Source organism: Streptomyces sp. NPDC008092, assembly GCF_042957285.1.
GTDB lineage: Bacteria > Actinomycetota > Actinomycetes > Streptomycetales > Streptomycetaceae > Streptomyces.
The window spans coordinates 730,492-752,366 of record NZ_JBIBHY010000002.1 but is presented as its reverse complement, the minus strand read 5'-3'; the positions used below and the strand labels follow the sequence as shown (position 1 = coordinate 752,366).

At 70.3% G+C, this 21,875-nt stretch carries 14 protein-coding genes; 4 read left to right on the top strand and 10 right to left on the bottom strand.

The features are described from left to right. The first annotated feature begins 55 nt into the window (after positions 1-55). Entirely contained in the window at positions 56-1,762 is a 1,707-nt protein-coding gene (locus ACFZB3_RS08180; protein WP_391371529.1) for an MFS transporter, read from the top strand. Between the two features lie 204 nt (positions 1,763-1,966). Then, entirely contained in the window at positions 1,967-3,469 is a 1,503-nt protein-coding gene (locus tag ACFZB3_RS08175; RefSeq protein ID WP_391371527.1) for a hypothetical protein, read from the top strand. Positions 3,470-3,592: 123 nt separating this feature from the next. Here the strand turns inward: ACFZB3_RS08175 and ACFZB3_RS08170 are convergent, their stop codons facing one another. The 8 genes from ACFZB3_RS08170 to ACFZB3_RS08135 all read right to left on the bottom strand — a co-directional run bounded on the left by ACFZB3_RS08170 (position 3,593) and on the right by ACFZB3_RS08135 (position 16,133). Beyond that, complete coding sequence (locus ACFZB3_RS08170) at positions 3,593-7,867, bottom strand: discoidin domain-containing protein (RefSeq protein WP_391371524.1); 4,275 nt, start codon at positions 7,865-7,867, stop codon at positions 3,593-3,595. 388 nt (positions 7,868-8,255) lie between these two features. Then, the gene (locus ACFZB3_RS08165; RefSeq protein ID WP_089106991.1) at positions 8,256-8,471 is read right to left on the bottom strand and encodes a DUF4177 domain-containing protein; all 216 of its coding nucleotides are present in this window, start codon (positions 8,469-8,471) and stop codon (positions 8,256-8,258) included. A 109-nt stretch (positions 8,472-8,580) separates the two neighbouring features. After that, entirely contained in the window at positions 8,581-9,087 is a 507-nt protein-coding gene (locus ACFZB3_RS08160; protein WP_391371520.1) for a DUF1203 domain-containing protein, read from the bottom strand. Between the two features lie 159 nt (positions 9,088-9,246). Then, a complete protein-coding gene (locus tag ACFZB3_RS08155; RefSeq protein ID WP_391371517.1) occupies positions 9,247-11,724 on the bottom strand; it encodes a carbohydrate binding domain-containing protein in 2,478 nt (825 codons plus the stop codon). A gap of 231 nt (positions 11,725-11,955) precedes the next feature. Further along, positions 11,956-12,834, bottom strand: a complete 879-nt coding sequence (locus ACFZB3_RS08150; RefSeq protein ID WP_391371514.1) for a family 43 glycosylhydrolase — start codon at positions 12,832-12,834, stop codon at positions 11,956-11,958. 132 nt (positions 12,835-12,966) lie between these two features. Then, positions 12,967-13,887: an ABC transporter permease subunit gene (locus ACFZB3_RS08145; RefSeq protein WP_391371511.1), complete on the bottom strand. Its 921-nt coding sequence runs from the start codon at positions 13,885-13,887 to the stop codon at positions 12,967-12,969. 15 nt (positions 13,888-13,902) lie between these two features. Continuing rightward, positions 13,903-14,775, bottom strand: coding sequence for an ABC transporter permease subunit (locus tag ACFZB3_RS08140; RefSeq protein ID WP_391371508.1), 873 nt, complete (start codon positions 14,773-14,775; stop codon positions 13,903-13,905). 86 nt (positions 14,776-14,861) lie between these two features. Next, positions 14,862-16,133 (bottom strand): extracellular solute-binding protein, encoded by a 1,272-nt coding sequence (locus ACFZB3_RS08135; RefSeq protein ID WP_391371505.1) that lies wholly within the window; start codon positions 16,131-16,133, stop codon positions 14,862-14,864. A 375-nt stretch (positions 16,134-16,508) separates the two neighbouring features. Here ACFZB3_RS08135 and ACFZB3_RS08130 point away from each other — a divergent pair, with 375 nt between their 5' ends. Beyond that, positions 16,509-17,531 carry a substrate-binding domain-containing protein gene (locus ACFZB3_RS08130; RefSeq protein ID WP_391371503.1) on the top strand — a complete coding sequence of 341 codons (1,023 nt, stop codon included), beginning with the start codon at positions 16,509-16,511 and terminating at the stop codon, positions 17,529-17,531. Positions 17,532-17,647: 116 nt separating this feature from the next. Here the strand turns inward: ACFZB3_RS08130 and ACFZB3_RS08125 are convergent, their stop codons facing one another. Both ACFZB3_RS08125 and ACFZB3_RS08120 read right to left on the bottom strand, forming a co-directional pair. Then, a complete protein-coding gene (locus ACFZB3_RS08125; protein ID WP_391371500.1) occupies positions 17,648-18,904 on the bottom strand; it encodes an MFS transporter in 1,257 nt (418 codons plus the stop codon). Further along, positions 18,901-19,503 (bottom strand): helix-turn-helix domain-containing protein, encoded by a 603-nt coding sequence (locus ACFZB3_RS08120; RefSeq protein WP_391371498.1) that lies wholly within the window; start codon positions 19,501-19,503, stop codon positions 18,901-18,903. Before ACFZB3_RS08120 ends, ACFZB3_RS08125 begins: the two co-directional genes overlap by 4 nt. Before the next feature lie 210 nt (positions 19,504-19,713). On the opposite strand from ACFZB3_RS08120, the gene ACFZB3_RS08115 reads away from it, so the two are divergent. After that, a complete protein-coding gene (locus ACFZB3_RS08115; protein ID WP_391371496.1) occupies positions 19,714-21,855 on the top strand; it encodes a SpoIIE family protein phosphatase in 2,142 nt (713 codons plus the stop codon). Positions 21,856-21,875: the final 20 nt, after the last annotated feature.

The window sequence follows — 21,875 nt, the reverse complement described above, 5'->3', positions numbered from 1 at the left end:
CCTCGTCGCGTCCACCCGAAACACCCGGTCTCCGAGTCTCCCCGGGAGGAGCCGCATGTCCGCTGCCACGACACCGTCCGCCGCCGACAGACCCGCGCCCGATGTGCCCTCCGCAGCCGCCCGCACCCCGCTGGCCCGGCTGTACCGCCGCGAACTGCCGGACTACCCGCCGACGGGTCGCCGTATGGTGTACCTCGCGATCGTGGTCGTCACCACGGTCGTCCTGTACTACATGCTGTACATCCAGTACGCGGTGGCGACGTCGATCATCACGCACTTCGGCATGACGTACCGATACTTCATCTGGGTCTCGGTGATCGGCAACGCGGTCGGGGCCTTCGCCTCGCTCGTGGCGGGTCTGGCGGACCGTTGGGGCCGGGCGAACCTGGTGGTCTACGGGCTGCTGATCGCGGCACTGCTGGTCTTCTTCGGGTTGCCGAACGCGGCGGGCCAGACGACCTACCTGGTGCTCTTCGCGCTCGTCAGCTTCATCGAGGGCATCGTGCTCGTCGCCACCCCCGCGCTGATCAGGGACTTCTCCCCGCAGCTCGGCCGGGCCACCGCGATGGGGTACTGGACGATGGGCCCGGTCATCGGCTCGCTGGTGGTCACCGTCGTCACCAGCAACACCCTCGACAGCGCCACCTGGCAGGACGAACTGCGCTACTCGGCGATCGCCGGGTTAGTCGTCTTCGTCGTCGCGGTCCTCGCGCTGCGCGAGCTGTCCCCGGCCCTGCGCGACCAGATCATGGTGACGCTGCGGGACCGGGCCCTGGTCGAGGCACGTGCCAAGGGGCTGGACACCGAGGCGCTGCGGCGCGGCGAGTGGCGGCAGATGATGCGCCTGGACGTGCTGGGCTCGGCCTTCGCCATCGCCGTGTTCCTGCTGCTGTACTACGCGGCGGTCGGCAACTTCGTCGTCTACTTCTCGACCGTCTTCGGCTACAGCGAGCAGCGCACCAACGCGCTGGCCAACTGGTACTGGGGAGCGAACGCCATCGCCCTGGTCCTGGTCGGCCTGGCCTCGGACCGGCTCAAGGTGCGCAAGCCCTTCATGATCGTCGGCGCGGTGGGCTCGATCGTGGTGACCGCGGTCTTCGCCACCCGCGCCACCCACCTGACGACCGGTTACTACACCTTCGCCTGGCTGTTCGTCGGCATCGGTGTCTTCAGCGCCATCGCCTACGCGCCCTGGATGGCGAGCTTCACCGAGACGGTGGAGAAGCACAACCCGGCGGCCACCGCGGCGGGTCTGGCGGTGTGGGGCTGGACCGTGCGCATCGTGGTCGCCGTCTCCGCGGCCTTCATCCCGGTACTGGTCACCTCCGTGACCCCGCTGGTGGAGCACGGCGCCGAGGTCAAGGCCGCCTCGGCGCAGGCGGCGCCCGCGCTGGCGATCGTCGACGCGCATCCGGACCTCTTCGCCAAACTCGACAAGTACACCCCCGCCACCACGCCCCCCGCGCTGAGCGCCCGCGCCGTCAAGGAGGTCGGCGCGGCGAACCTCGCCGTCGTACAGAAGGCGGGGCCGCAGCTGAAGGTGCTGCAGGAGTACGGGGCCAAGGTCCAGAAGGCGTCGAAGGACGGGCCCGGCGAATGGCGCACCTGGTGGTGGATCTGCGTCGGCGGCCAAGTCGTCTTCCTGCCCTTCGTCTTCGTGATGGCGGGCCGGTGGAGCCCGAAGAAGGCACGCATGGACGCCGAGGCGCACGAGGCCGCCGTCAACCGCGAGCTGACCGCCCTGGCCACCGCCGAGGAGTGATCGGACGCGGCACCGGGCGCCGGCCGGGTTCGGCGGGCGGACACGACCGGAGCGTCAGGCGATCCGGCATGGCTGTGTACGGCTGCCTCGTGCAACCCTTCCGCTCGCCGGCGGGTCCCACAGTCGGCGGCGGGCGGCGGGGCTCCGCGGCCGGGTGCCGTCCATCTCCGTGTCCGGCCTCGCAGTGATCCCGGGAGCCTCACCGTGCGCCAGAACAGACCCTCCGCCACCCGCGGTTCGCGCCGCACCACCGGCGTCGCCGCCGCGACCCTGCTGCTGGCCGTCGGCGGCACCGTCACGGCGACGGCCCCGCCCGCCGAGGCCGCCCCCGCGCCGATCACGCACGACGACTTCAACAACGACGGCTACCGCGACCTCGTGGTCTCGGCCCCCGGCGGAACCGTCAGCGGGAAGAAGGGCGCCGGCTACGTCGCCGTCCTGTACGGGTCCGCGAGCGGTCTGTCCGTCGCACACCGGGCGACGTTCAGCATGAGCACCCCCGGTGTGGTGGGCCTCGCCGCGACCGGCGACCACTTCGGGCAGGCCACGGCCACCGCCGACCTCGACCGGGACGGCTACGACGACCTGGTCGTCGGCACCCCCGGCAAGGACATCGGTGCGGCCGTCGACGCGGGCGCGGCCACCGTCCTGTTCGGGTCGCCCACCGGGCTGCGCGCCACCGGCAGCAGGGGGCTGCGCGAGATCGTCCCGGTGGCGGGCAACCGGTTCGGGGCCGCGCTGGCCGCCGGCTGGTTCAAGGTGGACGACTCGTCGGTGGCCGTCCTGTCCAGGGACACCCTGTGGTCCTTCGGCTTCGAGGTCGTCTCCGGCGGCCGCCGGATGGAGACGGACCACACCTCCCTGTCCAGGTTCGTGCCCTCGGACTTCCGTGCCACCGCCCTCACCATGGGCGACTACGACAAGGACCGCGCGGACGACCTCGTCATCCTCGGGAACGGGACGTTCGACAGGGCCGGCGTGTACGGCCGGGCCGTGTACGTGTCGGGCGGACGCGGCGGGTGGGCGGACCACTACGAACTGACCGGCGGCGGCCAGGTCGGCGCCTCGGGGGACGTGAACGAGGACGGCTACGCCGACGTCGTCGTCGGCACTCCCGACGACCGGGACTCCGAGGGCCACCTGACCACACCCGGAGGGTTCTTCGTCCACTTCGGCGGACCGTCCGGGCCGGGCAGTCCGGAGGGCGGATACAACCGTCAGTACTGGACGCAGAACTCGCCGGGCGTCCCGGGCGTCAACAAGCCCGCCGACCGCTTCGGCGCCGCGCTCAGCGTCCGGGACGTCGACGGCGACGGATACGACGACGTGGCGGTCGGCGCACCGGGCAACGACATCGGCAGCGCCGTCGACGCCGGTACCGTCTGGGTCATGCGCGGTTCCGCGTCCGGCCTCACCACGAAGGACGTCCGGGTGCTCAGCCAGAGCCCACGCGCCGTCCCCGGAGTCCCGGAACGCCGTGACCGGTTCGGCGCCGCGGTACGGCTCATCGACGCCGACCGCGACAAGAGGGCCGACCTGGTCGTCGGCGCTCCCGGCGAGGACGGCGACAGCGGCGGAGTGTGGGTCTTCCCCACCGCCGGCAGCGGGCCCTCTCCCGACCGCTCCTGGTCCTTCGACGGCGGCACACTGCACGCCCCAGGCCCCGGCGCCCGTTTCGGCCAGACCCTCGCCCCGCACGGCCGCTGACAGCGGACCCGCCGGACACCGGCGGCCGGCCCCGAAGCGGTCGTCGCGGTAGTGCCGGACACGGCAGGAAGGGGCGTCCCCGCCGGGACGCCCCTTCCCTATCCCTTCACCGCCCTTCGGGGCCTACTCGATGTTGATCTTGAAGGTGCTGGTCGTGTTCTTGATGTCCTGGGCGTTGCCGCTCATCCGCAGGTTGCGGAAGGTGGCCTCGCCGACGGCCGGACCCTGGCCGGGCTCGGGCAGTTCGTTGGCCCAGATCCCGAAGCCGGACTTGGCGTCGAAGGCGTCTCCGCTCTTCTTGGAGTTGGTGATGGAGATGTCGGTGAAGATGGTGTCCTTCACCGGGAACTGCGGCTGGCCGCCGACGTAGTTGGTCTGGAACATGACGCCTCCGTAGGTGGAGTCGTCGATGTCGACGTCGTTGACCCTGATGCCCTGGAAGACCTTCGAGGCGGAGAACGCCCAGATGGCGGGGAAGACCTGGGAGCCCCAGAAGTGGCCGCCCGTACGGTCCAGGGAGACGTTCTCGATCGTCGTGGGATCGGTGCCGAAGCCGTTCATCGGGTAGCCGAAGTCCAGCGAGGAGATCGTGATGCCGGAGTAGACGAGGGTGTCGGCGACGCGGATGTTGCGGAAGGTGTTGGCGTAGCCGCCGTAGACGGCGATGCCGGCCGCGCGCCAGGTGAGGGTGGAGGTCAGGTTCTCGTAGAGGTTGTTCTTCTCGTCGGCGCCGCCGGCGTCGATGGCCGAGAAGAGGGCGAAGCTGTCGTCGCCCGTGGCGCGGGCGTCGTTGTTGACGACGTGGTTGTCCGTGGAGCCGTTCGTCATGTTGATGCCGTCGGCGAACGTGTCACGGATGCGGGAGTTGGAGATGGTCATGTTGTCGGTGTTGGCGCCCCAGTAGAGGCACACCATGTGCTCGGCCCAGATGTTGTCGATGGTGATGTTCGAGACGTTGGAGAAGTCGAAGACCTTGCCGGGGCCGTCGATGCGGGACGTGTAGTTGCCGAAGTAGGCGAACCCGGCGAACGTCGAGCCGTTGGCGGTGGACTCGGCGCGGAAGCCGACGTCGGTGTTCTCCTGCGAGGCGGGGGCGTGGAAGCGGGTGAACCAGGGCCCGGCGCCGACGACCTTGACCGCCTTGCCGTAGACCTGGAACTTGCTGGAGGTGTCGTAGTCACCGGCCGGCAGGTACACGCCGACGAGCTTGCCGGTGGTGTCCATGCGGACCTTGTCGAGGGCGTTCTGTACGTCCTGCTGGGTGAAGCCGGCCGGGACGGTGTAGGCGGCGGGGTCGGGGTTCGCGATCGCCGTCGCCTGTTCGGTGTTGATGAAGTCGATGGCGTAGTAACTGGCGGTGTTCGCCGCGTCCTTCTGGAGGCGGATCTTGGAACCGGCCGGGACGGTCTTGCCGAGCAGCAGGTTCGCCTCGTCGTAGATGTGGCGCGGGGCGCCGGAGCCGGGCGAGTTGCCGGGCGCGGTCTCGCTGCCGTAGAGCCAGGCGTACTTGGAGGTGAGGTCGATCGCCTTGAGGAACTGGCCGTCCACGTAGACGTCGAGGGTGGCGTTGGTGCCGTCCGGGATCGCGAAGCGGGTGACCAGGGTGTTGGTAGCGGCGCGGGTCGTCCACTCGACGTACTGGCCGGTGGTGTCGAGGGTGACGGCCTTGCGGCCGCTCGCCTCGCCGGCGAAGTCGCCGATGGTGCGGTTGGGGCCGACGACCTTGGCGCCGCCGCCGACCGTGCCGTCCTCGGCCTCGTACATGTCGTACGGCATGTCGGCGCCGCGGCCGACGAACAGGTTCTGGGTGGTGGTGTTGTTGGTGCGCTTGACCGGGAGTTCGTTGGTGTCGTCGGCGATGACCGTCTTGACGGTGTACTTGCCGTTGACGGCCGTCCAGGAGCCGAGGCTGATCGGTGCGGTCGTCTGACCGGAGCCGATGGTGCCGTTGTAGGTGCCGGTGAGGGTCTTGACGGTGGCGCCGTTCGCGTCCTGGACCGTGAGGGTGACGCCGTGCGCGCCGGAGGCGGAGTCGATCGTCCCCTGGTTCTTGAGGGCGACGGTGAAGGCGACGGTGTCACCGGCCGAGGCGCTGGAGGGCGTCCAGGCGACCGGGGCTGCGACCAGGTCGGAGCTGGAGACGGGCTTGACGACGAGGGCGTCGGAGCGGGTGAAGGTGTTGTTGCCCTCGTTCTGCTCGATGACCTTGTTGGACGGGTCGACCTCGGCACCGAGCGGGTAACTGCCCGCGTCCCGGGTGCCGATGCTCGCGGTGACGGTCGCCGAGGCGCCGGCGGCGAGGGCCGGGACGTCGGCGGTGGCCGCCTTGGTGCCGCCGAGAGTGAAGTTCAGGTCGGTGGCCTTGGAGGCCTTGCTGCCGCTGTTGGTGACGGTCGCGGAGAGGCTGATGGCGTCCGACTCGACCGGGGCCGTGGGCGAGTTGGTGATGCCGGTGACCTTGAGGTCCGGGTTGGCGGACGGGGTGCCGATCACCTGGAGCTCGCCGACCTGTCCGCCCGGAGCGCCGGTGTTGGAGGCGAACTTGAGCTGGATGTCGGCGGCGGCACCGGAGACCGGGATGGTCACGGTGTTGCCGGTGGCCGGGTTGAACGTGTAGTCCTTCGCCGCGGCGAGGCTGGTGAAGGTGGTCGCGTCCTGGTCGCGGCCGAGCACCTGGATGTTCTGGGTGCGGGTGGACCAGGCCGGGTCCGGGTTGAGCTTGACGACGACCTGGCTGAGGTCGGCGTTGGCACCGAGCTTGGTGGTGAGGGTGGCCGGGTAGGCGCCGCCGCCGCTCTCCCAGTAGGTGCCGATCTGGCCGTCGTTGGCGTTCGCGGCGACGTAGGTGAAGGTGTACGAGGAGGCCTCGATGGGCTTGCCCTGGGCGAGGTCCGAGCCGCCGCCGGAGCCGGGCCGGGTGACGCTGTTGCTCGCCACCGACACGTTCCCGGCGGCGTCCTTCGCCTTCACGTAGTAGGTGACCGTGGCCGTCGCGGACGGGGTGTCGGTGTACGTCGTGACGTCGCCCGCCACGGTCTTGACCAGTTGGTCGTTGGCGTAGACGTCGTACCCGGTGACCGCCACGTTGTCGCTCGACGCCTGCCAGGTGAGCTTCACGTCGCTGCCGGACTGCGTGTAGGCGAGGTTGCCGGGCGCCGTGGGGGCCTGGGTGTCGCCGCTCGCTCCCTTGCGGGTGACGCTGTTGCTGTTGGCGGAGACGTTGCCGGCGGCGTCCTTGGCCCGCACGAAGTACGTGATGTCGGTGCCGGCGGGCTGGGTGTCGGTGTAGGTCAGGACGTTCCCGGCGACGCTCGCCCGCAGCTGGCCGTTGGCGTAGACGTCGTAGCCGGTCACGCCCGTGTCGTCGGTGGCCGCGCTCCAGGTCAGCTTGATCTGCCCGGTGGCCGGCTCCGTGTAGGCCAGGTTGGCCGGCGCGGTGGGCGCCTGGGTGTCGCCGGTGGCCGGTCCGTAGACCTCCAGCTCGGACGCCTGCCCGGCGGGCCAGCCGTCGTTGGCGGTGAAGTACGCCCGCACGTACCGCGTCGTGGTCGTGTCGAAGCTGATGGTCGCCGACTGGTCGTTGGAGCTGTTGAAGGCGTACGCCTGGGACGCCGTCAGGTCAGTGAAGTTCTGGTTGTCGGTGGAACCCTGGATCTTGAGGGTCTGGTTGCGGCTCGGCCAGCCACTGGGCAGCCGCAGCGTCACCTGGTTCACCGAGACCGAGGAACCGAGGTCGACCTTGAGCCACTGCGGGAAGGCGTTGTTGGTGCTCTCCCAGTAGGTGTTGCGGTTGCCGTCACCGGCGTTGGCCGCGCCGTAGACGTCGGCGTGCCCGCTCTCGCTGAAGGGCTTGCCGAGCGCGAGGTTGGGGGTCGCGGCGGCGGCCGTGAGGACCTGCAGCTCGGCGAGCTGGGCGGTTCCGGCGACCGAGTTGGCGCTGAAGTCGGCCCGCACGTACCGGGCGAGGGTCGCGGGGAAGGTGACCTTCACGGTGTTGTCGTTGCCGGGGCTGAAGACGTACTGCGCCGACGACTTGAGCGTGGCGAAGCTCTTGCCGTCGGCGCTGCCCTGGAGGGCCAGCGTCTGCTTGCGGGTCTGCCACTGCTCGGGCAGCCGCAGCACGACCTCGCGGACGCGCCTGGTCTTCCCGAGGTCGGTCTGGACCCACTGGGCCGACTTCTTGCCGGCCTGCCAGTAGGTGTCGGTGTCGCCGTCGGTGATGTTGACGGCCGCGTGTGCGGCGCGGGCGCTGCCTGCCGTGGTCCTGGCGTCCGCGGCGGCGTTCGGGCCGCCGGCCGCGTGTGCGCCGACGGCCGGCAGGCCCAGAACCATGACGGCGGAGGCGAGCACGGCGGTCGCTGTGCGGCGTCTCCAGGATCTCGGCTTGTGTCGAGTCATGCGGGGTCACTTCCTGCGGAGGCTCGCACGCCGGTGGGGCGGCGAGGGGCGGCTCGTTCCTGGCGGAGTGGTGCAGAAAGGTGCTGTGCAGATGGCGCGACGGCTCAATACGCAGTCTTTTGCATTGTTTCATCGAAATATTGCAGAGCAATGTGAACCCGTCTACTGCCAGGACTGCACAAATTTCACCAGAAGAACTCACGCATCGCCGGGGGTTCGAAGGGTAGGCAGGAAAGTCGCACGCTGCACTTGCACCCTATGACGCAAGCGAACGCAAGCAGCGCAAATTATTGCGCTCGCGTGTATCGGTGTGGCCCGGAAAAACGGCGAACGCCCCCGGACCTCGGCGGGTCCAGGGGCGTTCGGTTTGCTGTCGGCTGCGTCGTGGTCAGCCGCGCGGGCGCTCGAAGGTCAGGAGCAGGCCCTCGACGGCTCCGGGACCTATACGGCCCTTGACGTCGGCGGAGGTGATGGCCTTGAGGGCCCAGCCGTCCTCGGCGTGCTTGTTGAGGACCTTCTCCAGCTTGTCGCTGTCCAGCGCGTCGCCGATCAGCGACTCCCGGAACGTGACGACCTTGTATTCGTAGGCGTAGGCACTGCTCATGACTGCGGGGTCCTCCTGCCGGCAGAGCCGGGTCGGGGTTGGAATCGGCCAGGGCCAGCCAATCATCCCCGCGTGCCGTGGCGCAGCGCAGGGCCCGGGTTTCTCTGCTTCAGGGGCGGTCCACGCGGAAGTGGTAGCAGCCGTACTCGACGGCACGCACGTGCACTTGGGCGGTTGCGAGGTCCGCGAAGGCCTCGGCCAGCGCGTGGGCGAACGCCGCCTGGGCGTCGTCGGGAAGCTCCAGGAGGCGACCGCCCGTGATGTGCCCCCGGCTGTCGTAGCGGCGAAGAACGCGCAGCGCGCCGGGGCGGGCCCACGGGTAGTCGGCGGGGTGCTGGTCGGCCGGGCCGCCGCAGTCCTCGGCGTGGACGAAGACCGGCCCCTGCTCGTCGTAGGCCCCGGGATCGGCGCCGGTCCGTGCCGCCCAACGGCGCAACGGGGCGTAGGAGAGCAGGGCGATCCGGTCTCCCACGGTGCTGGATCGAAGACAACAGCGCAGTGGCGCACCGCCTTCGTCGTCCGTGTACGGACTCGGCGGCTTCCCGGCGTCGTCGCGGACGCGGAGTTCCCGGAGGGTCGCGAAGGGGATGGGGACGGGCGGGAAGGTCGTGGTCATGCCGTTCAGCGTGGCGCGGGGCGAGGCGGGTCGCTGGCGGGTTTCGGACCCCGATGTCCGTCCGGGGACGACCGTGCGCCCCGGAGCGCGCAGCGGCGGGCCGGGGCGACCCGGCCCGCCGCTGCGCGGGGGAACTTCACTCTTCGGGATCGGTGCTCGTCAGGGGAGCTTGATCAGCGAGTAGTCGTCGCAGTAACCGGCCGCCGAACCGGAGTTCTTGTAGCAGTAGACACCGGCGGAGGTGGTGGAGACGCCCGTGGTGAAGAAGACGGGCTGCTGGGCGTAGGACGTGGTCGAGGCCCGCAGGTACGTCTCCGTACCGCCGAAGCTCTTCACGCCGACCGCGACCTCCTCACCGGCCGTGGCCACCTTGGCCCAGCCGACCAGCAGGTAGCTGCCGCTGGAGGTGAGACCGCTGACGGTCTGGATGGCGCCGCTGGCACTGATCCCGGTCTGGAGCGCGTAGGTGCCGGAGCGGGCGTTGGAGGCGACCACGCTCGACGCCGTACCGGTGGACTGGACCCAGGGGGTCAGCGCGCCGGTCTCGTAGCCGGGGTTGGTGACGGCGTTGGTGGCGGAGGACAGGGGCTCCACCGCGAGGTCGTCGCAGTAGCCCGCGCCGCTGCCGCCGGCGTTCTTCCAGCAGTAGACCGTGGCCGTGGTGCTCGACGAGCCGGTGGTGAACAGGACGGCCGCCTGGCTGTACGACGTCGTAGCGATGTTGGTGTAGGTCTCCGTCCCGCCGAAGTTCTTCACGCCGATGGCGAGGGTCTCGCCCGCGGTGGCGACCTTGGCCCAGCCGGTAAGCAGGTAGGTGGTGCCGGGGCTGAGGCCGGTGAGGGCCTGGTTGGCGCCGCTGCCGCTCGCGGCCGTGGTCAGTGCGTCGCTGCCGGTGCGGGCGTTGGCCGCGGTCACGGACGAGGAGTTGCCGCTCGCCTGGGTCCAGGGGCTCAACGCACCCGTCTCGAAGCCCGCGTTGGAGAGCAGGTTGCCGCCGGTGCCGTTGTAGGCGCCGATGTTGGGGGCGGCCGTGGCGGAGACGGCGTTGCCGAAGGCGTCCTGGCCGCCGTTGGAGCTGATCACCGTACCGGCCCGGATCACCGGGGACGAGGCGTGCACCTGGTAGGCGTTCTTGCCGGTGTACGACGACGAGGTGTTGGCGTTGCCCGGGTTGCGGAACTCGGGGTCGGTGGTCACCTTCGCGGCGTCGGCGGGCTCGCGGGAGGGGTGGTTGCCGTAGAAGAGGTTGTTGGAGAAGGTCGAGGTGCCGGTGGTGGTGAAGTAGTTGCCGGAGCCGTAGTTGAAGACGGCGTTGTTCTGGAAGGACAGGGCCCCGCTGATGGAGGTGCCGGAGCGGGAGTACAGGATCGGGGTGGACAGGCCGTCCCGGACGGAGAAGGTGTTGTTGTAGAAGAGCGGGACGGCGCTGGAACTGCCGCTCTGGTTCGGGACGCCGCCCACGAAGTGCAGGACTCCGCCGCCGTGGGTCTGGGTGCCGGAGGTGGGGCAGCCGGAGTTGCTGCCGTCGTTCTCGCTGATGTTGTAGCGGACCACCGTGCCGTCGCTGGGCACCGTCGAGGTGGGCTCGTTGGCGATGGTGAAGGGCGGCATCACCAGCAGGAAGCCGCCGAGGTTCTGGTGGCTGTAGTTGTACTGGAACGTGGTGTTGTGGTTGCCCCAGTCCACGTCGAAGCCGGTGCCGTCGGCGCCGTTGACGTGGCAGTACACCTCGTTGTTCTGGACGACGGTGTTGCTGCTGCCGGACATCCAGATGCCGGCGGAGGCGCCGTTGCAGTACTGGCCGGACGGCGGGCAGGTGGACTTGGCGCCGCCGTAGCCCGCCTTGTTGCCGTCGATCAGGGCGCCGTCGTTCTTGACGACGAGGACGTCGTCGGCGCCGTCGTAGGTCATCGTGTTGTTGCGGATGACGGTGTTCGTGGTCAGGCCGGTGCCCTGGCCGTCCCCGTCGGGGGTGACGGCCACCGCTATGCGGTCGACGTGGTCGAAGGTGTTGTTCTCGATCACCACGTCGTCCCAGGTGGAGACCGGGGTGGTGTGGTCGGTCTGGACGCCGACGCCCGCGTTGGTGGAGTACCAGCCACCGCCGTAGCCCGCGATGTTGTGGATGTACATGTCGTGCACGCGGATGTGGTGCAGGACGCCGCCGGAGCTGTTCTCGGCGAGGACGCCGGAACGGTAGGCGGGCGAGGAGGCGTTGTCGATCAGCTCCAGGCCGCCGATGTCCCAGTACTGCTGGTTGAGCAGCTTGATGACCGCGCCGGTGGCGCCGGCCGCGTCGATGACCGGCTTGGCGCCGGAACCGTAGGCGCCGATCGAGATGTTGCTGCCCGAGGCTCCCGAGCCGCCCGGGGTCAGCTGCCCTGTGCAGGTGGTGCCGGCGGCGAAGAGGATGCTGTCGCCGGCGGTGAACGTGGTGCTGTTGACGCTGCTGACCGCGTTCCAGGGGCTGCTCTGGGTGCCGCTGCCGTTGCTGGTGGCGGAGCAGTTGACGTAGTAGGTGGTACCCGCCGCCATGGCGGACTGGACCGGGAGCACGAGGGCTCCCGCCAGGGTGGCTAGCAGGGCCAGAACGCGTGCTGCCCGGCGGACCGGACGCGTCGGTCTGCGACTCTTCATCGCGACGCTCCTTGCTGGGTGATCGAATCCTCCGCGCCACGGGTTGTGACGCGGTTTCATGTGCACCGGGCGCGACGCCGAGGGGCTGCGGATGCGTCCGGAATCCGTGGCCGCCGTGCTGCGGCACCGGAGCCGAGCAGGTCGGGCGAAAGCTGGGAAAGGAACGGCGCGACCAGCCACGATGGCGCCGTGGACGGTCGACGGACCGTAGCGGCGCTTCCGGCGGAGCGCTCAGCGCGCGGCGAGCGCGCCCGCGACGGAGGTCTCCAGTACGGGGCGCGACGTCTCCAGGACGGAGGCGTGCCGCATGCCCGGCGGGAAGGAGAGGGCGACCGGCTCCCACGCCACGCCGTCCCTGCTGCGGGCCGCCCCGTAGCGCCCTTCCAGGAAGTGGTCGAAGATCATGATCCATTCGTCGCCGCGGCGGAACAGCGCCGGTCCCTCCACCAGGGAAGGTGTCACCGGACCCGCGGGCGCGGCGTACGGACCGCCGGGGCTGCCGAAGGTGGTCAGATGGATGTCCTTGTGCGCGGTGTCGCGGTCGTTGATCCCGCGCTCGTCCTTGAAGGCCATCAGGAAGCCGCCGCCGTCCAGTTCACGGACGGTGGCGTCGATGACGGAGTGGCCCGGGTCGAAGAAGACGCCGGGTGCGGAGTAGGTGCGGAAGTCCTGGGTGGTGCAGTGCCAGATGCGGTGGTCCTGGCTGATGTGCTCGAAGTCGCGGCCCTCGGCCGTGTGGCCCGGTTCGACGACGGACGACCAGATGAGGTGGTACAGCCCGGTGGCACGGTCCAGGAAGAACTCCGGGGCCCAGGCGTTGAGGGCGCCCGCCACCCGGGCCATCACCGGAACCAGCCGCTGCTCGGACCAGCTCACCAGGTCGGCCGAGGTGGCGTGGACGATGTACGGGCTCGTCCAGCCGTCGGTGGCCAGCAGGTGGAACAGACCGTCGGGGCCGACCCCGATGAACGGGTCCCGAAGCCGGCCGGTACCGACGGTCCCCCGCAGGACGGGGCGGCCACCGTTCACCGCCGTGAACTCCTCGCCGTCGTGACTGTAAGCGAGGTGCAGCGCCTCGTCCGCGTCGGTGAAATAGGAGACCACGTACATCGGTGGGGGTCCTTCCGGGATGTCGGGACTGGTGGCGGCAGGGCATGGCGGCACGGCCGGACGTCGGTGCGGGGCACGGCGCCAGGGGGTGAACCGGTGGGCGGGGGCAGGGGGTGAACCGGTGCGCGGGGGTCAGGACTTGACGGCGCCGGCGGACAGGCCGGCCACCACGTGGCGCTGCAGGAAGACGAAGATCAGGAACAGCGGCAGGACACCGAGCAGGGCGGCCGGGAAGAGGGTGGTCGGCTGCACCGTGTGCGGGTCGATGAACGAGTAGGCGTTCACCATGACGGTCCGCTTGTCGGGGTCCTGGAGGAACACCAGCGGGACGATCAGGTCGTTCCACACCTGGAGGGAGACGAAGGTCAGCAGCGTGCTGGTGATCGGACGCAACAGCGGCAGGACGACCGTGAAGAAGGTACGCAGCGCCCCGCAGCCGTCCAGCGCGGCGGCCTCCTCCAGGTCCGGGGGGATCGAGCGGATGAAGCTGGTGTAGAAGAACACCGCGACCGGCAGGAACATCGCCGTGTAGACGAAGACCACGCCCGCGTAGTTGTCCAGCAGGTTCAGGTCCCGCATCAGCAGGTACAGCGGTGCCACGACCACGAAGACCGGCACCGAGGTGCCCACGATGAACAGCCGGTACACCCAGGTGGACCAGCCCTGGGAGATGCGGGCGAGCGGGTAGCTGGCCAGGGAGCCGAGCACGGTGATGCTCAGGCAGGACAGACCCGTGATGAGCAGTGTGTTCAGGGCGCTGCGGCCGTAGTGGATCTGCGAGAAGGCGGCGGAGAAGTTCTTCAGGGTGAAGGTGTGCGGGATGCCGAGCGGGGCACGGGCCACGTCCGCCGCGGTCCGCAGCGAGGTGAGCACGGTGAACACGAAGGGCAGCACGAACACCAGCACGCCGAGGCAGAGCAGCACGGTGCCCAGGCCGCCGAGGATCCGGCGCCGGGTGGTGCCGGAGCGGACGGGGGCGGCGCCGGCCCGTGGCCCGGACGCGGAGGGCCGGGTCTTGGCCTTGGCCTTGGGGGGCAGGGTGTGCGAGGTCATGGTCGTATCCGCCCGTCAGATTCGTCGCTCGCGCAGGCGGAGCAGGGAGGAGGTGGCGCTGGACAGGACGACCACGGTCACCAGGAGGAGTACGGAGATGGCGATGCCGAGGGCGAACTTCCCGCCGCCGAACACGTTCCGGTAGACGAGGGTGGTCAGGGTCTCGGTGGCGCCGGCCGGGCCGCCGTTGGTGAGCACCAGCGGGAACTCGAAGACCTTCAGGGAACCGATGAGGCTGAGCGTCACGTTCACGGTGAGCGCCGGGGCCAGCATCGGCCACTCGATGGAGCGGAAGCGCCGCCAGCCGCCCGCGCCGTCGACGGCGGCGGCGTCGAGGAGTTCGGTGGGCAGGCTCATGTAGCCGGCCAGGAAGATGGCGCAGGAGTAGCCCGCGAACATCCAGATGTTGACGGCGGCCACCGCGTACAGCGCGGTGGAGGTGTCGCCGAGCCAGACGTGCTCCAGCGAGTGCAGACCGAGCAGGCCGAGGAGGGCGTTGATACCGCCGTCCGGGGCGAACAGGTACGACCAGATGAACGCGGCCATCACCGGTGACACCAGGGTCGGGGTCAGCAGCACCACGCTGAGCGCCTTGCGGACCTTCGGCCGGCGGAAGAGCAGGCTCGCGAAGAGCAGACCGAGGCCGTTCTGGACGACCACGACGACGGCCGCGTACAGGACGGTGTGCCACAGGGCGGCGGTGACGTCCGGGTCGTCGGCCATGGCCCGGTACTGCTCGGTGCCGACGAAGTGGGCGATCGGTCCGCCGAGGCTGTCGGTCATGCTCAGATAGACGCCGCGGGCCAGCGGATACAGCATGAAGGTGGCGTACACGGCGATCGCCGGAAGCAGGAAGGCGGCCATGGTGGCGCGCCGGCGATGGATCACAGGGGTCCTCCTCGTGCCCGGACGGCCGTGGCGGGGGCGGCCGGGAGCCGCCGGTCGCGCCCCGCCACGGTCGGCCAGGGGGCGGGTTACTTCGCGGACGCCGCGGTCTGGATGTCCTTGAGGGTCTGGGCGGCGGACGACTTGCCCAGCAGGTAGGCCTGGATCTTGGAGCCGACGGCGGTCTCGGCGGTCGCGCCGTACCAGGAGTTGGAGGGCAGGATCCGGTAACGGCCGTCCTTGAAGGCCGTGGTGAACGCGGTGGTCTCGGTGCTCTCGGGCGTCGTGCCGCCCGTGAACGGCGACTCCGCGTGCTCGGCGTCGAGGTACTTGGCGAGGTTCTCGCTCTGCGACCAGAAGTCGACGTACTCGCGGGCCGCGTCACCCTGCTGCGACTGCGAGTTGACGGCCCACATCGTGCCGGAGAAGAGCATTCCGTTGGGCTCGGTGCCCGCGGCACCGCCCGGCCAGGGCGCGAACGAGACCGGGAATCCGGCCTTCTTGACGTTGGAGACCTGCCACGCGCCCTGGTACCAGAAGGCGCTCTTGCCGGCGCTGAAGTTCTGCGGGCCCTGGGACCACTCGTCGACGCCGAGTTCGTTCTTCCAGTCGACGTAGCCCTTGTCCTCCAGGGCCTTCAGCTGGTCCAGCGGTCCCTGCCAGTCCGGGTCGAAGGAGGCCTTGCCGCCGAGGAAGGCGGAGTCCCACTGCTTGTTCTTCTGGTAGACGACGGTCGATCCGCTCGCCTGGAACACCGAGCTGCCGGTCCAACCCGACTTGTCGGGAAGGGAGATGGGGTTGATGCCGGCCTTCTTGAGCTTGGCGAGGTCGGCGAGGAAGGTCGGCCAGTCGGCGGGGACCTCGGTGATGCCGGCCTTCTTCAGCAGGTTCATGTTGGCGTACAGGCCGATGCCGATCAGCTCCATCGGCATGGCGAGGGTCTTGCCGTCGGTCTGCGCGAAGGGCTTGGCGTCGGGGGCTATCTTGCTGGCCCAGGACTCCTGGGACAGGTCGGCGAGGTAGCCGGAGGCGCCCCACTTCTTCATCTTGTCCGTGTCGACCATGATGACGTCGCCGGCCTTGCCGCCCAGCAGCTCGGGCTGGAGCTTCTGGACGTAGGTGTCGTTCGCCGTGATGTACTCGAAGTCGATCTTTATCTTCGGGTGGGCCTTCTCGAACGCCTTGTTGATCTCCGCGACGTTCGCCGGCTCGGCACCGCCGCCCTTCCACGCCTGGACGTGCAGGGTCACCGTGCCGTCACCGGACGCGCCGCTCGACCCGCCTCCGCACGCGGCCAGCGACATCGCCATGGCGGCGGCCGCCGCGGTGGCGACCGCGACACGTCTCCCGGAACGCTTCATTGCACACCTCACCCATCGTCGGTACGGACCGACTTGTCATGTCTGAAGGGGTTGATCCGGTCGGCCTGCATCCGTGTGGGTACAGCGCCGATACGGCGGAAAGGAGGTCGGTGGACCCGAGTTGCGGCAATCGTTTCGTGCCGATGGCCGGGAACTGTAACGCAAAACTTAGGCGACATCTATACGTAACTTTCCGTGGCCGTCGCCCATAGTCCCGGCAGTCGTATGCCCCAAGCCCACACGGGGTTTCACTCGGAGAGGCTCTAGCCTTATCGTTACAGTTTCCTGGAAGTTTCCCGGAGTACCATGGTTGGGTGAGCCGGCACGACGGAGTTCCGGTTCGGCCCATGTGCCTTGCAGGCAGGAGGAGTTGGAGTGGCAGAGCGGGTGACCATCGCGCGGGTGGCCGCGGAGGCCGGCGTCTCCGCGATGACCGTGTCGAACGTCATGAACGGCAAGCCCGGGGCCTCCGAGGAGACCCGCCGCCGCGTCATGGAGGTCGCCGGCCGCCTCGGATACCGGCCCAACATCTCGGCACGCAACCTCAAGGCCAGCCGCACCGGACTGATCGGACTCATCGCCCTCGACCTCACCAGCCAGTACGGGCTGGAGATCCTGCGCGGCGTCGCCGACGAACTGGCCGACGCGGAACAGGAGTTGCTGGTCAACGCCTCCTACCACGACGCCGTACGCGAGAAGGACCGCATCGAGTTCCTGGGCCGCGGCCTCGTGGACGGCGTCCTGATGATCGCGCCGGTCCTGGAGGACGAGACGGTCGAGCTGCTGCGCCGCCAGACCCTGCCCTGCGTCATCATCGACCCGCGCCGTCTGGACGTGCCCCTGCCCCGGCTGACCGTCGACAACTACCACGGCATGCGGCAGGGCACCCAGCACCTGATCGACCTCGGCCACACCCGGATCGCCTATCTCCGGGGCGAGGAGGACCTCGAAAGCACGTCCGTCCGGTTCCAGGGCTTCGAGGACGCGATGCGGCTGGCCGGGCTGGAGGTGGACGCACGCTTGGTCGCGTCCTGCGACTTCTCCTACGCCTGCGGATTCCGCACGGCCACCCGCCTGATCGCCGACCACGCCCCCACGGCGATCGTCGCCGGAGCCGACCTGATGGCACTCGGCGCCGTCGACGCCGCGCGGGCCCACGGTCTCAAGGTTCCCGACGACTTCTCGGTCGTCGGCTTCGACGACCTCCCCCAGGCGGCGCAGAGCTTCCCCGGCCTGACCACCGTGCGCCAGCCCCTGCACGACATGGGCCAGAAGGCGGCCCGCGCGCTGCTCTCCCTCGTCGAGGGCCAGAAACTGCTCATGGATCACATCGAGGTCGGCACACAGCTCGTGATCCGCAACTCCACGGCCCCGCCCTCCGCCACCGCCACCTCCTGAGCGGATCGAGACCGGCTCGGACCTCCGTCGGTCGGCCGATCCGGCGCAGACGGCGGCGGCCTCCCAGCCCGTGCGAGCCGCGTCGGGGGCGGACCGGTGCAGGGGCAGGCGGTTCCTCAGTCCGCCGGCCGGACGACGGTGGGTGCCGGGCGCGCGGGCCGGAGTGTTCCGGAGGGCAGCGCCCACGCCAGACCGAGCAGTGCGCCCACGGTCGCGATCCACAGGGTGGGGCGCAGGCCGATCGCCGAGCCGAGCCAGCCGCCTGCCAGTGCGCCGACGGGGCGGATGCCGTGGCCGAAGAGGCGGGCGGCTCCCGCGACGCGGGATCGCAGGGTGTCGGGGATCAGCGACGCGGTCAGGGATCCGCCGGCGATGTCGAGGAGCATGACACCGAATCCGGAGCCGAACTCCGCCAGCAGCAGGCATGTCGCCGTGACGGGGAGGGGGCCCCGGGCCAGCGGGACCAGGGCGAGTGGGGCGGGGAAGGCGAAGAGGCCGAGGAGTGCCGCCCGCCCGGTTCCGAGCCTGCGCACGATCCGGCCGGTCAGCAGGGCGCCGATCACCGAGCCGACGGCACCGCAGCCGAGCACGGCGCCCAGCAGGCCGGGACCGAGCCCGAGTTCGGTGGTGGCGTACAGGACGAAGACGGCCTGGAAGGCGAAGTTGAACAGGTTGAGCGTGGTCACCGCCCCGTAGTAGGCGCACAGGATCCGGGAACGGACGAGGTGGCGGAAGCCGGCCGTGAGGCCGCCCTCGGCGTGGGTGGCGGCCGGTGGTTCGGCGGGATGGATCCGGGACAGTTGCCAGGCCGACGACAGGTAGGAGACGGTGTCGGCGAGCAGCGCGACCGGCGCGGACAGGAGTTGCACCAGCAGCCCCGCGGCGCTGGTGCCGCCCACGTAGGACATGGCCCGGCTGCCGTTGAGCAGGGAGTTTCCTTCGACGTAGCGTTCGGCGGGCACCAGGGAGACGAACAGCGCGGCGTTGCAGACGTCGAAGAGCACGCTCAGGGTGCCGACGGTGAACGCGACCGCGTAGAGCTGGCCGAGGCCGAGCAGGCCCAGGGCCCAGGTGACCGGGATCGATACCAGTGTCAGCGCCCGCCCGAGGTCGGCGACGATCATCAGGTGCCGGCGTCGCCCGCTGCGGTCCGCCCGGACACCGGCGTGCACCGAGAACAGCAGGCTGGGCAGGAGCCCGGCGGCCGTGAGCCACCCCATCTGCGCCGGACCCGCGTCCAGGGCCAGGACGGCGAGCAGGGGCAGGGCGACCTGGGTGATCTGGTCGCCGAAGAGCGAGACGGTCTGCCCGGTCCAGTAGCGGCGGAACGCCGGCTCGCGCAGGAGGGCGGGTAACCGCCCGGCCGGGCTCACGCGTGCGGTTCTTCCGTGTCGCCCTGCGCCGGCGTGCCGAACTCCCGTGCCGGGTGCGCGAAGTGGACGTACGACACGCGGCGGGCCGCGGCGGGGCGCTCTCCCGGATCCTCGGTGCGGCGGATGTAGGGCCGGAGCAGTTCCCACACCTTCTCGTCGAGTTCCTTGAGCTCGGCGGCGGTGACGAAGATCGTGGCGTCACCCAGCGGTGCCGCCTCCTGCCACTCCGCGGGCTCGGTGTGCCGGTTCTCCAGCCAGCGGGTGGCCTCGGTGAAGTACCGCTCGACGAGCGCGAGGCTGAGCGCGGTGGCGGCCTCCCGCACCTCGGGGTCCGCCGCGTAGCCGGGCCAGGAGGTGGACGATGCCGTCGCCCGCCAGGGTTTCTCCCTGCCCTGTCCCCCGCCCGTCTGCTCCGCGAGCCCGTACTTGGCCAGCATCCGCAGGTGATAGGAGCAGCCGGCCACCGACTCCCCCGTCAGCTCGGCCGCCCGGGTGGCGGTCATCGCGCCTTCCCTGCGCAGCAGCCCGATGAGCGTCAGGCGGAACGGGTGGGCGTACGCGCGGAGGGCGCGCGGGTCGGTGAGCTGTCGCCGGTCCATGATGTAAAGGTATCTTTCTAAAGAAACCTTTACAAGAGCTCGATCCTGGCGTTACTCACAGCTTGTGTTGTTTTGATCACTTTTATCCCTTCGGTGAGCAGGGTACTTGTGTTACTCATGAGATGTGCGGAGAGGGTTCTCCGGACCCGTCCGCATGGACTCGGGAAGATCTGCCGGTACGCGCCGGAGTCAGCGAGCTGTGTGAGCTGCATGGACCCCACGCCCTCCTCTGCTTCGCCGTTCGACACGGTCAGCGGCGCCCTGGGGGACTACATCCCGAAGGGCGGAGCGACGGTGGTGGGCAGGCAGCACCCCTTGGGGGCCGACAGCCAGGCCGAGGACGGGGAACAGATCCTCGGGGTGGTCGGTCTCCGCCCGGATCTGCGGGTCAGCGGCTCCAATCTGGAGGCCGCCCCGTTCGCGGGGGTGACCGCCGCGCCGGGGACCGCCTTCGCCGATCTGCTGCCGCCCGTGGACGTACCGACGGTCACGCAACGGCTGCGGCGGGTCCTCGAGACGCGGGAGGCGCACGTCGCACGGGTCCAGCGCCTGCGGCGGGACGACGGGACCGAGATGGTGGTCTCGATGAGCATCCTGCCGGCCGCACCACCGCAGGAGGGTCTGACGGTCTCGCTGATCGCCATGGCCAAACGGCTCCACCTGTACGCCTCGGCCACCGCGATCGGCACGTCCCTGGACATCGGGGAGACCGCCCAGTCCCTGGCCCAGTCCCTGCTGGCCTGGGGTGACGTGGCCGCCGTCAACCTCGACTACGCCGTGTGGACCGGCGAGGCCGTCACCGAGCAGGCGCAGGACCGCATCCGGCTGCGGCGCGCGGCCCTGGTGCCGGACCGGGCCTGGCCCGAGGGGTACCTGACCCCCGGGGACAACCTCCCCCGTGAGGCGAGCCGGCTGCTGGCCGGTGCGGTCATGCGCGACGACGTTCCGCAGGCGGTCGTCATCCCGGACCGTGCGGCGATCGAGCGGGCGCTGGACGACCCGCAGCTGGTGCGCGCCCTGGTGCCCGGCAACCGGCCGGTGAGCGTCGCCTGCATACCACTGGTCGTGGAAGGACCGGAGGGCACACCGGGGCCCATCGTGCTGGGCGTGACGGAGGTCTGGCGGCGCCCGGAGTGCCTCTTCGGCGACGGCGAACTGCTCGACCTCCAGGAGCTCGTGGCCAAGACGGCCCGGCACGTGGACCTGGCCCGCCAGCACCAGCGTGAGCACGCCCAGGTCCTGGCGTTGCAGCGGCGGCTGCTGCCGCGGACCGGCAGCGACACCATCGAGGTCGCCAGTGTGTACGAGCCGACCACCCCGGACAGTGCGGGTGTCGGCGGTGACTGGGTGAACAGCTTTCCGCTGCCGGGCGACCGTACCGCGCTGGTGGTCGGCGACGTCGTGGGGCACGGACTGGGGGCCGCGGCGGCCATGGGCCAGCTGAGCATGGAGGCCCGCGCGCTGCTGTCGGCGGGGCTGGGCCCCGGGGAGGTGCTGGAGCGGCTGGACGAGACCGTCACCCTGCTGGACGACACGGACGCGGGCCTCGCCGCCGGGTACAGCGCGCTCGGCTCGACGTGCTGCATCGCCGTCTACGATCCGGTCGACCACCGGGTGCTGATCTCCAACGCCGGCCACCTGCCCCCGCTCCTCGTGCATCCCGACGGGTCCACCGAGACCGTCGCGGCGCAGCCGCACCCGGCCCTCGGCGCGGAGTTCGTCGTACGGGAGCCGTTCGAGGTGCACGAGTTCGCCGCGCCGCCCGGCACGATGCTCGTCCTCTACACGGACGGCCTGGTGGAGGATCCGGCCGCCGCGATCGACGACGGCATCGGCCGGCTGACGGACGTGGTGCGCGAGGTGCATCCCTGGGACGACCTGGAACAGGCCGCCCGGCGTGTGGTCGCCCGGCTGGGCCCGGCGGAGCCGCTGCGCGACGACGTCACCCTGCTGCTCGCCCGGATGGCCGGGCGGCGCGGCCGGGACACCGCGACCTGGCGGCTGCCCGCCCGTGACGACAGCGCCGCCCGCGCCCGCGCCCTGGCCGCGCCCCTGCTGCGCCGCTGGCACCTCGGCGAACAGGCCCGGGACGGCGCGCTGCTGGTGATCAGCGAACTGGTCACCAACGCCGTCCGGTTCGGCACCGGGCCGGTGACGGTGCGGCTGGTGCGGGCCGGACACCGACTGACCTGCGAGGTCGGCGACGCCGGCAACGGCCGGCCGCGGCTGCACCGCGGTGACCTGCTCGACGACGACGGGCGGGGCCTGCACGTCGTCCACAAGCTGACCACGCGCTGGGGGGTGCGGTGGACCGACACCGGCAAGGCCGTCTGGGCGGAGCTGGAGGGATAGCGCCGGTGCCGCGACGGGAG

What these genes read in the sequence shown, in the direction of transcription:
- ACFZB3_RS08120 (WP_391371498.1), bottom strand. Translation starts at nt 19,503, where the DNA reads ATGGACCGGCGACAGCTCACCGACCCGCGCGCCCTCCGCGCGTACGCC.
- ACFZB3_RS08170 (WP_391371524.1), bottom strand. Translation starts at nt 7,867, where the DNA reads ATGACTCGACACAAGCCGAGATCCTGGAGACGCCGCACAGCGACCGCC.
- ACFZB3_RS08165 (WP_089106991.1), bottom strand. Translation starts at nt 8,471, where the DNA reads ATGAGCAGTGCCTACGCCTACGAATACAAGGTCGTCACGTTCCGGGAG.
- ACFZB3_RS08145 (WP_391371511.1), bottom strand. Translation starts at nt 13,887, where the DNA reads ATGACCTCGCACACCCTGCCCCCCAAGGCCAAGGCCAAGACCCGGCCC.
- ACFZB3_RS08115 (WP_391371496.1), top strand. Translation starts at nt 19,714, where the DNA reads ATGGACCCCACGCCCTCCTCTGCTTCGCCGTTCGACACGGTCAGCGGC.
- ACFZB3_RS08180 (WP_391371529.1), top strand. Translation starts at nt 56, where the DNA reads ATGTCCGCTGCCACGACACCGTCCGCCGCCGACAGACCCGCGCCCGAT.
- ACFZB3_RS08150 (WP_391371514.1), bottom strand. Translation starts at nt 12,834, where the DNA reads ATGTACGTGGTCTCCTATTTCACCGACGCGGACGAGGCGCTGCACCTC.
- ACFZB3_RS08135 (WP_391371505.1), bottom strand. Translation starts at nt 16,133, where the DNA reads ATGAAGCGTTCCGGGAGACGTGTCGCGGTCGCCACCGCGGCGGCCGCC.
- ACFZB3_RS08160 (WP_391371520.1), bottom strand. Translation starts at nt 9,087, where the DNA reads ATGACCACGACCTTCCCGCCCGTCCCCATCCCCTTCGCGACCCTCCGG.
- ACFZB3_RS08155 (WP_391371517.1), bottom strand. Translation starts at nt 11,724, where the DNA reads ATGAAGAGTCGCAGACCGACGCGTCCGGTCCGCCGGGCAGCACGCGTT.